The sequence below is a fragment of the Nocardioides caldifontis genome (assembly GCF_008087345.1).
Classification (GTDB): Bacteria; Actinomycetota; Actinomycetes; order Propionibacteriales; family Nocardioidaceae; genus Marmoricola_A; species Marmoricola_A caldifontis.
Map to the genome: position 1 here is coordinate 40,810 of NZ_VHIB01000018.1, position 12,722 is coordinate 53,531.

At 68.6% G+C, this 12,722-nt stretch carries 12 protein-coding genes; 4 read left to right on the forward strand and 8 right to left on the reverse strand.

The genetic code is table 11. The features are described 5' to 3' along the window. Positions 1 to 3: 3 nt before the first annotated feature. On the reverse strand, positions 4 to 624 hold the full coding sequence (locus FIP57_RS22090) for a TetR/AcrR family transcriptional regulator (protein ID WP_162529932.1): 621 nt from the start codon (positions 622 to 624) through the stop codon (positions 4 to 6). Positions 625 to 693: 69 nt separating this feature from the next. Here FIP57_RS22090 and FIP57_RS22095 point away from each other — a divergent pair, with 69 nt between their 5' ends. Next, positions 694 to 2,358: an acyl-CoA synthetase gene (locus tag FIP57_RS22095; protein WP_238993672.1), complete on the forward strand. Its 1,665-nt coding sequence runs from the start codon at positions 694 to 696 to the stop codon at positions 2,356 to 2,358. A 30-nt stretch (positions 2,359 to 2,388) separates the two neighbouring features. On the opposite strand, the gene FIP57_RS22100 is transcribed toward FIP57_RS22095, so the two are convergent. The 7 genes from FIP57_RS22100 to FIP57_RS22130 all read right to left on the reverse strand — a co-directional run bounded on the left by FIP57_RS22100 (position 2,389) and on the right by FIP57_RS22130 (position 9,434). After that, positions 2,389 to 3,150, reverse strand: a complete 762-nt coding sequence (locus tag FIP57_RS22100; RefSeq protein ID WP_148575880.1) for an SDR family NAD(P)-dependent oxidoreductase — start codon at positions 3,148 to 3,150, stop codon at positions 2,389 to 2,391. A 21-nt stretch (positions 3,151 to 3,171) separates the two neighbouring features. Next, entirely contained in the window at positions 3,172 to 3,798 is a 627-nt protein-coding gene (locus tag FIP57_RS22105) for a TetR/AcrR family transcriptional regulator (RefSeq protein WP_148575882.1), read from the reverse strand. Further along, complete coding sequence (locus tag FIP57_RS22110; RefSeq protein ID WP_148575884.1) at positions 3,795 to 4,859, reverse strand: CaiB/BaiF CoA transferase family protein; 1,065 nt, start codon at positions 4,857 to 4,859, stop codon at positions 3,795 to 3,797. The genes FIP57_RS22105 and FIP57_RS22110 overlap by 4 nt, the downstream gene beginning before the upstream one ends. Then, positions 4,859 to 6,019 carry an acyl-CoA dehydrogenase family protein gene (locus FIP57_RS22115; protein ID WP_148575886.1) on the reverse strand — a complete coding sequence of 387 codons (1,161 nt, stop codon included), beginning with the start codon at positions 6,017 to 6,019 and terminating at the stop codon, positions 4,859 to 4,861. Before FIP57_RS22115 ends, FIP57_RS22110 begins: the two co-directional genes overlap by 1 nt. Then, the gene (locus FIP57_RS22120; protein WP_148575888.1) at positions 6,019 to 6,981 is read right to left on the reverse strand and encodes a hypothetical protein; all 963 of its coding nucleotides are present in this window, start codon (positions 6,979 to 6,981) and stop codon (positions 6,019 to 6,021) included. Before FIP57_RS22120 ends, FIP57_RS22115 begins: the two co-directional genes overlap by 1 nt. Positions 6,982 to 7,113: 132 nt before the next feature. Continuing rightward, complete coding sequence (locus FIP57_RS22125; RefSeq protein WP_148575891.1) at positions 7,114 to 8,277, reverse strand: thiolase family protein; 1,164 nt, start codon at positions 8,275 to 8,277, stop codon at positions 7,114 to 7,116. Beyond that, a complete protein-coding gene (locus FIP57_RS22130) occupies positions 8,274 to 9,434 on the reverse strand; it encodes a thiolase family protein (RefSeq protein WP_148575893.1) in 1,161 nt (386 codons plus the stop codon). Before FIP57_RS22130 ends, FIP57_RS22125 begins: the two co-directional genes overlap by 4 nt. A 109-nt stretch (positions 9,435 to 9,543) precedes the next feature. Here FIP57_RS22130 and FIP57_RS22135 point away from each other — a divergent pair, with 109 nt between their 5' ends. The 3 genes from FIP57_RS22135 (at position 9,544) to FIP57_RS22145 (ending at position 12,714) form a co-directional block, all read left to right on the forward strand. Beyond that, a complete protein-coding gene (locus tag FIP57_RS22135; RefSeq protein WP_148575895.1) occupies positions 9,544 to 10,392 on the forward strand; it encodes an NUDIX hydrolase in 849 nt (282 codons plus the stop codon). A 164-nt stretch (positions 10,393 to 10,556) separates the two neighbouring features. Next, positions 10,557 to 11,633 (forward strand): thiolase C-terminal domain-containing protein, encoded by a 1,077-nt coding sequence (locus tag FIP57_RS22140; protein ID WP_148575898.1) that lies wholly within the window; start codon positions 10,557 to 10,559, stop codon positions 11,631 to 11,633. Positions 11,634 to 11,667: 34 nt separating this feature from the next. Next, the gene (locus FIP57_RS22145) at positions 11,668 to 12,714 is read left to right on the forward strand and encodes an NAD(P)H-dependent flavin oxidoreductase (RefSeq protein ID WP_148575900.1); all 1,047 of its coding nucleotides are present in this window, start codon (positions 11,668 to 11,670) and stop codon (positions 12,712 to 12,714) included. The last annotated feature ends 8 nt before the right edge of the window (positions 12,715 to 12,722 follow it).

Below are 12,722 nucleotides of genomic sequence, written 5' to 3' on the forward strand. Positions count from 1 at the left end.
CGGTCACTCGTGGAGCGCCTCGGTGCCCGCTGCGCCCGCTCGGCCCGTCCGGTCGCCCCCGGGCCAGGCTTGCGGCGCCAGGCCGATCGCCCCGGCCCACAGCCGAGTGAGTACGTCGACGGCCTCCGCCTCGTCCAGCCGCTCCACCGGGTCCTGCCACAGGTGGGCGAAGGACTCCACCATGGCGCCCAGGGCGCTGGCCGTCGCTCGCGGCGGCAGCAGCGGATCGGCCAGGCCCAGCTCCTGCAGCCGGATCAGGCCCTCCATACCCCGCTGGACGAACGACTCCCGGATCTCCAGTCGCAGCCCCCGGAAGTCCTCCCGGACATCCGCCAGAGAGTCCAGCACCCGCAGGATCCGGGAGTGCCGGGTCACGGCCCGCAGGAACGACCGGTTCGCGGCCTCGATGCGGGCGTACGCCGCGTCCGGCGGCAGGCGGGCGCCGATCGAGGTCGCGGCGAAGATGTCCTCCGTGACACCGGTGACGATCTCGCGCAGCAACGCCTCCTTGGAGTCGAACCAGGTGTAGAACGTCCCATGGGAGACCCCGGCGCGCCGGGCCACGGCATCGATGCCGACGGCGGAGAACCCGCACTCCTCGAACAGCTCCCGCCCAGCCTGCAACAGCGCTGACCTGGTGCGCCGGCCACGCGCGGTGACCGGCGGGGGTCCTGGTTCGGCCGATGTCATGCGATGTCCCTTCATCCGACGGTTCCGCCGCGCTCCTATCTTGACGCCACAGTCAGGTTTGACCAAACTGCGGGTGACCTGGGTCACCCGCAGTTGGGGCCCTCTTTGAAGGGACGGGACATGGACAGAGGAATCGGCAGTTGGGTCACGACGAGGGCTTTCCTCTCTGGGGACCGGATCGCTCTCGTCGACGGTGAGCGGCGACTGACCTACGGCGACTTGGACAGCAGCACCAACCAGCTGGCCCGGGCACTGAGTGCCCTGGGGGTCCGGCAGGGCGACCGGGTCGCCGGGCTCCTCGTCAACAGCACCGCGTTCCTCGAGACGATGCTGGCCACCGCCAAGCTGGGCGCGGTGTTCGTCCCCATGAACGTGCGGCTCGCACCGGCCGAGATCACCTACCTCCTGGCGGACTCCGGGGCTGACACCTTCGTGTATTCGGCGCCCCTGGCGCCGGTGGCCCGCGCGGCCCTGGGCGGTGACGGGGTTCGCGTCCGCTCCCGACTGATCGTCGGCGGCGAACCCGAGCAGGGCGAGCTGCGCTACGACCAGGTGCTGGGCAGCGGCGAGTCCCGTCCGATAGACACCGACGTCGATCGGCGCGACCTGTCCTGCTTGATGTACACCTCCGGAACCACAGGGCGACCCAAGGGAGCGATGCTGACCCACGACAACCACCTGTGGAACGTCGTGAACAGTCTGTCCTTCGGGCGGGGACTGCGCGAGGGCGACCTCACCGTGACCGTGGCGCCGATGTTCCACATCGGTGGCCTGGGGATCCACACCCTGCCACTGCTGTACGCCGGCGGGACCAACGTCCTGCTGCCCGCGTTCGACCCGGTCCAGACGCTGGACGCGATGTCCCGAGAGCGGGCCACCGTGCAGTTCATGGTCCCCGCCATGTGGGCGGCCCTCATGTCGGTGCCCGGCTTCGACGACTTCGATCTGTCGTCGCTGGAGCTCGCCGTCTCGGGAGGAGCGCCGTGTCCACTGCCGGTCATCGACTTCTACCAGGGGAAGGGACTGCCCTTCCAGGAAGGGTTCGGAATGACCGAGACCGCTCCGATCGTGTCGGTCCTGGACGCCGATCACGTCAAGGAGAAGGCGGGATCCATCGGCCGGGCGGTGTTTCATGTCGAGGCGCGCATCGCCGATGAAGCCGACAAGGACGCGCGCGTCGACGAGGTGGGGGAGCTGGTCCTGCGCGGACCGAACGTGTTCACCGGCTACTGGGGTCTGCCCGAGGCCACGGCCGAGGCGTTCCGCGGCGGATGGTTCCACACCGGCGATCTGGGCCGCATGGATGCCGAGGGCTTCATCACGCTCGTCGACCGCAAGAAGGACATGATCATCACCGGCGGCGAGAACGTCTACCCGATCGAGGTCGAGCAGGTGCTCTACCGGCACCCCGCGGTCCGCGAGGTGGCCGTCGTCGGCGTCCCCGACGCCCGCTGGGGCGAGACGCCAGTGGCCACGGTGACGTTCCAGGAAGGCGCCGAGGCGACTGCCGAGGAGCTCATCGCCTACACCCGGGACCGGCTCGCCCACTTCAAGTGCCCCACCCGCATCGAGTTCGTGTCGGAGCTTCCCCGCACCGCCACTGGCAAGGTGCTCAAGACGCTGCTGCGTCAGCAGCACGGCGGAGGAGAACAAGCGGTGGGCCGCTGAGCCCTTCCGGCGGCCGGGTGGTGGTCCGCCTCACCAGGTCGCTGAGAGGCCGCCGTCGACCACGAGGGTCTGTCCGGTCATGAACGCCGACCCGGGGCCGGACAGGAAGACTGCGGCGGCGGCCATGTCGGCCGGGACGCCCCAGCGCCGGACAGGGGTACGCCGCACGACGCGCTGCTGGAACCGCTCGTCGGAGTGCAGGTCGCTGACGAGGTCGGTTTCCACCCAACCGGGGCACAGGGTGTTGACCGTGACCCCGCGGCGGCCCAGCTCAGCCGCCAGTGAGCGGGTCATGGCGATCATGCCGCCCTTGCTGGCCGCATAGGCACTGGAGTGGGTGTCGCCCACCAAGCCCATGACGCTGGCCACGTTCACCACCCGACCCCAGCCACGCTCGGCCATCGCCGGAGCCAGTTCGCGCGTGAGTGCGAAGGCAGCGGTGAGGTTGGTCTGGATCGTGCGGGCCCAGCTCTCGTCGTCCACATCACTGAGGGCCTGGTTCCAGGATCCGCCCGCGTTGTTGATGAGGATATCGATCGCGTCGGCAGAGGCCCGGGCTTCGCCCGCGAGGCCCGTCGGCCCGTCGGGGTCCTGCAGATCGGCGGTGAGAACGACGGGGTCGTGTTGGAGGGTCGAGGCCACCTGGTCGAGGCGTTGGCGGTCTCGGCCCGCAAGGATCACCTGGGCGCCGGCGGCATCGAGCGCCTGGGCCATCGCCTCACCGATCCCACGCGTTGCTCCGGTGACGAGGGCGGTGCGGCCAGCAAGGCTAAACAACTGGTCGAGTGTCATGGATGAGGGCCTTTCAGGCTGCTATCGGAATATGTCGAGGATGCTTTCGGTGACGAGGGTGAGAACCTTCCTGTCCTCGGATGCCGTCCGCGATCGGAACCAGATCGGGACGAAGTTGATCGACCCGTGCATGCAATGCAGGGCGACCCGCGGGTCGCGCGGGTGGAGTTGACCCGACGCCACGCCATCCTCGACGACGGCGACGAAGATCTCTTCGTGTTGCCTGCGCCAGTGGCGCTGCTCCTCGCGCATCGACTCCGGCCAATCCTGGTGCTGCAGGAACAGGCGCGCCATGTGGGGGTCGTCGTGCACGAAGATCTCAAGCTGCTCGAGGATGAGGTCACGCAACGCGTCCAGAGGGGTCGGCGCCGCGTTGGCGACCGCCGCGAGACGAGCGATGGTCTTCTCCGCGACCGCCTGGAAGCAGGCACTGAAGAGATCGTCCTTGCTGTCGAAGTAGTGGTACAGCGATGCCTTGGTGAGATCGACCCGGTCGGCGACCATCTCCAGGGAGGTGTTGTGGTAGCCGTGTTCGGACACCACTTGGGCGGCGACATTCAAGATCGCATCGATGCGCTGGCTTCGCTTGCGGGCGACTCGGCTCAGGGGCTGCTGTTCGTCATCGGGCTTGGTCGCCGGACCGCTCATGTTGTCACTCCTGTGGTGGACGAGTCTCCCCCGAGGGCCGCGTCGGCGGAGGCAGTTGCGAAACGCACTGGGTGAGCGTATCTGGCTCCGAATCCGCTGCTGCGGATGAGTCCTCGATGCTGAAAGGGAGCGCTGTCGAGCACGTCCTCCGGGCGGAGCACCATGGCAGCGGGCACGTCGACGCGCGTCGTTCGGGCGATGACGTCTGCGGCTGGAAGGCCGGCGAAGAGCGTTTCCAACCGGTGTCGCAGGCGTTGGTGGTCTTGTTGGCGTCCTTCGAAGGTGGAGCTGCGTTCGTCAGCGAGGCCGAACTCGTCACAGAACCGCTCCCAGAAGTGCTGCTCGTGCACGATCCCGAGCGCGATGCGGTGCCCGTCGGCGGTGTCGAAGACGCCGTAGTGCGGCGTGGAACCGAACAGGTCCACCTCCCCAGCCGCGCGGGGAAGGGCCACGGGGAAGGTCCAGGAGGCCATCACGTCGGCCATACTCACGTCGAGATGGGCGCCCTCGCCGCTGGTGGCGCGACCGACCAGCGCGGCGTTGATCGTCGTGGCCGCCATCAGTCCGGACGCCAAGTCGGCGATGGGCAGCGGCGGCACGATCGCGGCGCAGGGTCCGTTCTGCGCCAACGTGCCGGCGTCGGCATGGTAGGTGAGATCGTGACCGGGTTTGCCGGCACGCTCGCCGTCTTGGCCGTATCCCGAGATCGAACAGTAGATCACTCCCGGGTTCGTCTGAGCCACCACCTCGTAGCTCAGGCCGAGGCGTGCCAGGACACCAGGTCGGAAGCCTTCGACCAGCACGTCGCACTCGCGCGCGAGGTCGAGCACGCGACGCCGTCCGCTGTCTGACTTCAGATCCACCTCCTGGACCTTCTTGCCCGCGTTGACCTCGGTGTAGAGGGAGGGGAAGGCACGCGCCGGATCACCCCCGGGGGGCTCTATCCGGTGCACCTCGGCACCCATATCGGCCAGCAGCCGGGTCGCGTACGGCCCCGGCAGCTGCAGGCTGAGGTCGAGGACCCGGATCCCGGTCAGCACCGGCAGCGCCGACTGCCACATCAGTACGACCTCGGCAAGTGCAGCACCTGTTGCGCGATGTGGTTGAGCACCATCTCGCGGCTCACTGGCGCCGTCTTGTGCAGCCGCACGAAGCCCCAGAGGTCCGCCAGGCCGAACTCTGTGGACAGGCCGTGGCCGCCGTGCACCTGGATCGCGCGGTCCAATGCCTCCCCAGCGGCATCCGCCGCGGCGAACTTCGCGCTGTTGGCGGCGACTCCCGATTCTCGTGGGTCCATGCCTGCGTCGACCAGCCAAGCCGCCCTCTGGGTCATCAGCCACGCCAGGTCGCGGTGGATCGAGGCCTCCGCGAGCGGGTGCGCCACCCCCTGGTGTGCTCCGATGGGCACGCCCCACACCACCCGCTCCTGCGCATAGCGGGCGGCCTTGTCCAGCGCATAACGAGCCAGTCCGCAGGCGTGGGCGGCTGTCATGATGCGCTCGGGGTTGAGCCCGACGAAGATCTGCCGCAGCCCCTCGCCCTCCTCGCCCAGTAAGCGGTCGGCGGACAACCGCACGTCCTCGAAGGTGAGGGTGAACTGCTTCTCCGGGGCGTTGACCTGCATCGGGATCGGGTGCATGCTCAGCCCCGCCGCGTCCGTGGGAACGACGAAGAGGCTCAGCCGTCCGCGGCCGGAGTCGGTGCGCCCCGTGCGGGCCACGACCAGGATCTCACGGCTCTCGTCCACGCCTGAGATGTAGTGCTTGGTGCCGTTGAGCACCCACTCCTCGCCGTCACGGCTGGCCCGGGTGGCGAGCTGGTGACTGTTGCTCCCGGCTTCGGGTTCGGTGATCGCGAAGGCCATCTTGGCCGACCCCGAGCACAGGTCGGGCAGCCAACGCTGCTTCTGCTCGGAGGTGCCGTAGGCAGAGATGACCGTGCCGCAGATCGCGGGCGACACGACCAGCAGCAGCAGCGGACAGCCGTGAGCGGCCAGTTCCTCGCCGACGATCGCCAGCTCGCTGATCCCCAGCCCGCCGCCGCCGTACTCCTCGGGAAGGTTCACCCCGACGAACCCGGCTTGTGCGACTTCGTTCCACAGCTCCTCACTGCGCGACCCCTCGGCGGCCGTGCGCTGGTAGTAGGCATGGCCGTACTTCTCAGCGATGGCGCGCACCGAAGCGCGAATGTCGCGGTGCAGTTCGGATGCGGCGAAGTCCATCATGATCCTCCCGAAGGGGCGTCCGGGGATGCCTGGTCGAACGCGAGCCGCAGCGAGGCGGCGAGGTCCTCCGGGCTACGCGCCATGTAGGGCTCGCCCAGCTGCAGGTTCAGCGCGCCGATGTCGTTCGCGTGCAGTGCGGGGGAGAAGGACAGCCGTGGTGTGAGTACGGCGTGCAGCCGCCCGCCGTCGGCGGCATCCAGGGTGGCCGGGAAGAAGGACATGTTGAAGCTCGAGATGCCGGTCTCCCCGAGTGCACCCAGCAGCCGGGAGGTGACCGTGGAGAAGTCCGCCAAGGCCGCGTCGTCGAGGGTGTCGAGCAGCTGATGGTCCGAGAAGACGATGCGCACGTCCGACAGCGCCGAGAGTGATACGAAGTCGGTCAGCACCGTCAAGTGCTCGCTGTCGTACACCCAGCGCTCACCCAGGGCACGCTCGGTCTCGACCAGGTCGTCGAAGTAGGGGCGCCCCCAACGCTCGAAGTACTCCCGCTGCGCGCGGATCCGCCTTTTGACGTTCTCTCCCGGCTCGTCGGTGACGATCACCTGCAGATGGGGATGGATCTGGGTCGACGCAGCGGGCGGCATGTAGTTCCAGCTCAGCAGTGTGAACGGCAGGTCGTTCCCGGCCTCGCGTACCGCCTTCGCGTAGTCACCGGCAAGGCTGATGGCGTTGCGCAGGACGTCAGGGGACCACGCATCGATCGAGACGAAGTGCTGGGCGCAGATCACCGTCACCGCGCTGAAGGCGTCGTAGGGGGACAGGTTCGGGACCAGGGTCGCCTCCCCCCGGCTCAGACGTCCCTCGGCGAAGACATCGGGAGGAAGCTGCGGGGTCACGACCTTCAGGCGCTCGGGACAGAAGGGGCAGATCTCGCGGGTGGTCTCGGCAAGCTCTGCGAAGTCCTCCGGTTGAGGTTTGAATCCCACGAAGTGGGCGAGCCGACCGGTGGTGCCCAGCAACGGGTCACGTCGGATCTCGCTGGTGATCTGAGCAGGCGCCCAGTTCTGGGACGGGTCGAGGTACCGGGTGGTGCGGGGGGAGCGCTCGAAGGCGATCCCGTGGGCGCCCGGCCGGGCGGCGTCGCTCACCGCTCACCGCCCCAGGATGTGCACTGTGGCCGCCGCGACGTCGCCGCCCAGCCAACCACCGGCGTTCTCGGTGATCCCGATCCGGGCACCCTCGACCTGGCGCCCACCGGCCCGGCCCCTGAGCTGGTCGGCCACCTCGACCACCTGCGCCACGCCGGTGACACCCACCGGGTGGCCCTTGCAGACCAAGCCTCCGCTGGGATTCGTCGGCAGGTCGCCTCCCACGCTCAGCCGTCCCTTGCGTACCGCGAAGACACCCTCCCCCGAGGCGAGCAGGCCCAGCTCCTCCAGCGCGATGAGCTCGGCAGGCGCGGTGGCGTCGTGCACCTCGGCCAGGTTCACGTCGCCGGGTGAGACCCCCGACTGGTCGAAGGCCAACCGCGCCGCATGGGCGACGGCCGGCTCGGAGTGCCGTCCTCGACCGGAGACCAGGCTGGAGGCGAGCAGCCGCACCGCCGTGGCTTCGCGGGTGGGCTCGATGGTGAGGACGAGCGCTGCCGCGCCGTTGCCGATGGGCGAGCACATCGGCAGGGTGAGCGGGTCGTTGATCAGCCTGGCCTCGAGAACCTCCTCGACGGTGATGGGAGCCGTGAACTGAGCGACCGGGTTGTGGGAGGCGTGACGCCTGTTCTTCACGACCAGCGCGGCGAAGTCCTCAGGGCGTGCCTCGTGGTCGCTCATATAGTCACGTGCCAACTGCGCATAGATGTCCATGAACAGCGAGCCGCTGCCACGGACTTCGGGCGACTCCTCCTCCAGCCGCTCTTGGTCCACCGCTGCGGCCAAGGCGATCATCGGGCGTTGCTTGTCCTCGCTGGCCATCTTCTCGGCTCCGACGACGAGCACGGTCCCGGCCCGGCCAGCGCGCAGCGCGGTGTCCGCGAGGTGGAGCGCCGTGGAGCCGCTGGCGCAGGCGTTCTCGCAGTTGACGATGGGCACACCGCTCAGGTCGAACTGGCGCAGCAGCACCTGGCCGCGAATCATCTCCTGCCCGGTGAGCAGGCCGCTGGCAGCGTTGCCGACGTAGACGGCGTCGATCTGATCCAGTCCGACGGCCGCGTCCTCGAGGGCGGCACGGACGGCGTGCTCGACCTGGTCGGCGGACCGGGTACTGGGGGAGCGGTCGAAGACGGCGATGCCGGTGCCCGCGACGAAGGTGTCTGTCATCGCTCGGCGCCCCAGCGCTCGATCAGCGTCGCGTTCGCCTGACCGCCACCCTCGCACATGGTCTGCAGCCCGTAGCGACCGCCACGTTCATCGAGCACCGACATCAGGCTGACCATCAGGCGGGCGCCCGAGCCGCCGAGGGGATGGCCCAGGGCCATCGCCCCGCCATGCACGTTGACATGCTCGTCGTACCACTGTTCGGAGATGTTCAGTTCGTTCCGCCAAGCCAGCACGACGCTCGCGAACGCCTCGTTGATCTCGACCGCGTCGAGGTCGTCCACCACGAGGCCGGCTCGGTCGAGAACCTTGCGGGTGGCCGGGGCCGGAGCCGTCAGCATCATCACCGGGTCGTCACCGGCCAGCGCCATCGAGACCATCCGCGCACGGGGGGTCAGGCCCAGCTCCCGCGCCCGCTCGCCACTCATCAGCAGCAGCGCCGCAGCGCCGTCGGTGATCTGGGAGGAGGTCGCCGCGGTGATCACGCCGTCCTCTCTGAAGACCGGCTTCAGCGAGGCGATCCTGGCAGGGTCGGGTTCGCGGATCCCCTCATCTTGGTCCACCAGTGTCTCGCCCACCTGGACGGGGGTGATCTCGCGCGCGAAGACTCCTGCCTCCCGTGCCGCGATGGCGGTGCGGTGGGACCGCACAGCCAGCGCGTCCAGGTCCGAGCGCGAGAACCCCCACTTCTCCGCGATCCGCTCGGCCGACTCGCCCTGCGAGACCAAGGAATGCGCTGCCAGCAGCTGTTCGCTGTAGGGGGAGCCCTGGAAGGTGGCAGCGGAGCCGATCGGAATCCGGCTCATCGACTCCACGCCACACGCGATGGCAACGTCGTAATTGCCGGAGGCGATCCCTTGAGCGGCGAAGTGCACCGCCTGCTGGCTCGAGCCACACTGGCGATCGACGGTGACCGCTGGCACCGATACGGGCAGTCCCGCCGCCAGCCACGCGTTGCGAGTGACGTTGGTGGACTGTTCGCCGACCTGCCCTACGCAGCCGCCGATCACGTCGTCGACTGTCGCCGGGTCGATTCCCGTGCGGTCGACGAGCGCGCCGAGCACATGGGCCAACAGGTCAACCGCATGCACTCCGGCCAAACCGCCTCCCCGCTTGCCCATCGGGCTGCGGACACCATCGACGATCACGACCTCGTTCACAGGGCTGCTCCTTCACTCTGCGCGATCTCTCGCGCGGCTGTCTTCGGGTTGTGCGAGACTCTACAATCCTTCGACCGATAAGTCGATATCCGTCTGAGTGGATGGGAGAGTGGACATGGTGGGCACTGAAGGTGAGGTCGTGACCCCGCGCAGAGCGGCGAGCGTGGTCGTGGTCCGCGACGGCGACGAAGGGGTCGAGGTGCTCCTGCTGCGCAGGACGTCGAAGGCGGCGTTCGCGCCAGACCGGTTCGTCTTCCCGGGAGGCAGCGTTGACGACAGCGATCAGCGTGTGCCGCTGATCGGTCCGCCGCAGGTGGACGAGCGTGGCCGGGCGGCGGCGCCCGCCGAGATGGTCGACCAGGTCGCGGGTGTCGTCGACGACGTCTTCGTCGCCGGGGTGCGGGAAACGTGCGAGGAGGCGCTGATACTGCTGGCCCTCGACAGCAGTGGCGCTCCTGCGAGCGTCGATCACGCCCGCGCCGTGCGTGCTGCGATGGCGAGCGGAGCCTCGCTCGCCGAGGCGTTCGATCAGAGAGCGCTGCGTCTGGATCCCGCGTCCCTCGTCTACCACGACCGGTGGATCACTCCCGAAGGCGCACCGCGCCGGTTCGACACCTTCTTCTATTACGCCGCCACGCCGGCGGGACAGATCTCGGAGCACGACCGGAGTGAGGCCGTCGACTCCGTTTGGGTCCGCCCCAACGAGGTCCTGCATAGCGAGGAGTGGACGCCACGCCTGCTGCCGCCGACTCGATATCACCTGTCCCTGTGCGAGCAGCACGCGGACGCGGCGGCGGTTCTGGCGGCCGCACGAGCCGACGCGGTTCACGAGCCGGTCCGCGCGCGACTGGTCTCCGACGGGGCCGGCGGCACGGCCGTGGTGGTGCGGCCCGGTGCAGCGCCGGTGCCGTTGGGGGCGCTGCCGTGGCGGGAGCCCGGGACGAACGAGGGCCGCTGAACCGTAGACAACTTGACCGATAAGACGTAAACTGTCTGCTCGGTTGAAGATTTACTAACTATTAGAGTCCGTACATGAGAGAGGAGCCGTGCATGCGTGAGGTTGCCATCGCCGGGGTCGGGTACACCCCGCTATCCCGCAACTCTGGCCGCACCGTCTTGTCCTTGGCTGCCGAAGCCACCCGCAACGCGTTGGCTGACGCCGGCATGTCGAAGGACGACGTAGACGGCGTGGCGAGCTTCTCGGTGCTCAACGACTCAGTGAGTTGCGAGGCGGTGGCCACTGCGCTGGCGCTGCCCAAGCTGCGGTACGTGCTGGACTTCCAGCAGGGCGGTCAGTCGCCGAGCATTATCACCTATCAGGCGGCCATCGCCGTGGCGACCGGGCAGGCGGAGGCGGTCCTGGTCTTCCGCGCCCTCAACGGCCGCTCGGGAATCCGGGTCGGCAGTGGCGCCTTCGCCGGCGGCGCCGCGCAGTTCCGCTACCCCATCGGTTACAACGCCTACCTGATGTACATCGCCATGTGGGCACGTCGTTACATGCACGAGGTCGGTGCGACCGAGGCGGACCTGGCAGCGGTGGCCATCGCCCAGCGGGCGTACGCGGAGTTGAACGACCGCGCGATCCTGCGCAAGCCGCTGGACATGGATGCCTACCTAAACAGCCCGTGGATCGCGGACCCGTTCCGTGCCGCCGACTGCACCACCGAGGTCGACGGAGCCTGCGCGGTTCTCGTGACCACGCTCGAGCGGGCCCGCGACCTTGCGCACCCCCCGGTCCGGGTCGCATCGGGTGCGTACGCCGCCGGACCTCGTCCTGGTCTCGACATCGGCGACCAGCTGCTGACCGACGACTTCACCCGCAACTACGGCTACCTGCTGCGCGATGAGCTGTTCGGGCGCGCCGGGATCGGTCCGGGCGACGTCGACGTCGCCGAGATCTACGACTGCTTCACCAGCACGGTGCTGATGACCATCGAGGGGCTCGGTCTCGCGGAGCGCGGGGGAGCGGGCGAGTTCATCCGCTCCGGCGCGACCGCGATCGACGGCTCGCTGCCGATGAACACCCACGGCGGGCTGCTCGCCGAGGGATACCTGCACGGAATGAACACGATCACCGAGGCCGTGCTGCAGGTCCAGGGCCGCTGTGGCGAACGTCAGGCACCTCGTCACGAGGTTGCCGTGGTCACCTCCGGCGCCCTCAACGACGGGTCGGCTCTGATCCTCACCGCCGACCGCTAGACCTCTGACCTTTTCCTTTTCCTTAGGAGCCGAAATGTCCGTTCTCCCCACCCGATACACCGAGCTCGTCGGCATCGAGCACCCGATCATCCAAGAGGGGATGGGCCCCTTCAAGACCGTGGCCCTGGCGGCGGCGGTGAGCAACGCCGGCGGGATGGGCACCATCAGCATGCCCGGTATGTCCCAGGAACCGAGCGAGGGCGCAGCGATCATGCGCAGCCACATCGCCGCCTGCGCCGAGCTCACCGACAAGCCGTTCGCGGTCAACGTCCCTGTCGGCGCTGACGACACCGGCACGGTGCTACCAATCACCGAGGCCTACATCAACGCCGTGATCGAGGCACGTGAAGCCAGCAGCAAGGTGGGCCAGCAGCTGAAGGTGCTCACCACCAGCGCCGGCTTCCCGGGAGCCTTCGCGGCGCGGATCAAGGACGCCGGCCTGATCCACCAGCACAAGGTCGGCAGCACGCGCCAAGCGATCAAGGCCGAAGAGGCCGGCGCCGACGTCATCATCGCCTCCGGCTACGAGATGGGCGGCCACACGCACCACTCACCCGTCCACACATTCGTGCTCCTGCCCAACGTCACCGCGGCGGTGTCGGTGCCCGTGCTGCTCTCGGGCGGTGCCCGCGACGGACGGACCCTGGCAGCCGCGCTGACCCTCGGCGCGTCGGGGGTCGCGATGGGCACGCGATTCATCGCCTCGGCCGACAACACCGACTGGCACCCGTCCGTCCCGCAGTTCATCGTCGACGCGCGAGAGGGTGACGACCTGGTGTTCCCCGGCGTCTACGGCCCGGCTCGCGGCCTCCGCAACCCCGCCACGGACCGTCTGCTGGAAATCGTCGCCAACAAAGAGATGACGACCGACGAGCTGACCGAGTGGAAGGACCACGCCCTGCAGCTCGCGCAGTCCACCGGCGACTTCGAGAAGGGTCTTGTCGCAGCGGGCCAGGTCTCCAGCGGTATCCAGGACGTGATCGACGTAGCCACCTTCGTCCCCCAGATGGCCCAGGATGCCAGCGACATCCTTCAGCGACTCGTGCAGGGCCTCACGCCCGCCAGCGCCGCCAGGGTGTGACGGTCTCC

Coding starts and splice junctions, on each gene's coding strand:
- FIP57_RS22145 (WP_148575900.1), top strand. CDS start 11,668: ATGTCCGTTCTCCCCACCCGATACACCGAGCTCGTCGGCATCGAGCAC.
- FIP57_RS22095 (WP_238993672.1), top strand. CDS start 694: ATGTCCCTTCATCCGACGGTTCCGCCGCGCTCCTATCTTGACGCCACA.
- FIP57_RS22110 (WP_148575884.1), bottom strand. CDS start 4,859: ATGTGGCAGTCGGCGCTGCCGGTGCTGACCGGGATCCGGGTCCTCGAC.
- FIP57_RS22125 (WP_148575891.1), bottom strand. CDS start 8,277: ATGACAGACACCTTCGTCGCGGGCACCGGCATCGCCGTCTTCGACCGC.
- FIP57_RS22100 (WP_148575880.1), bottom strand. CDS start 3,150: ATGACACTCGACCAGTTGTTTAGCCTTGCTGGCCGCACCGCCCTCGTC.
- FIP57_RS22105 (WP_148575882.1), bottom strand. CDS start 3,798: ATGAGCGGTCCGGCGACCAAGCCCGATGACGAACAGCAGCCCCTGAGC.
- FIP57_RS22115 (WP_148575886.1), bottom strand. CDS start 6,019: ATGGACTTCGCCGCATCCGAACTGCACCGCGACATTCGCGCTTCGGTG.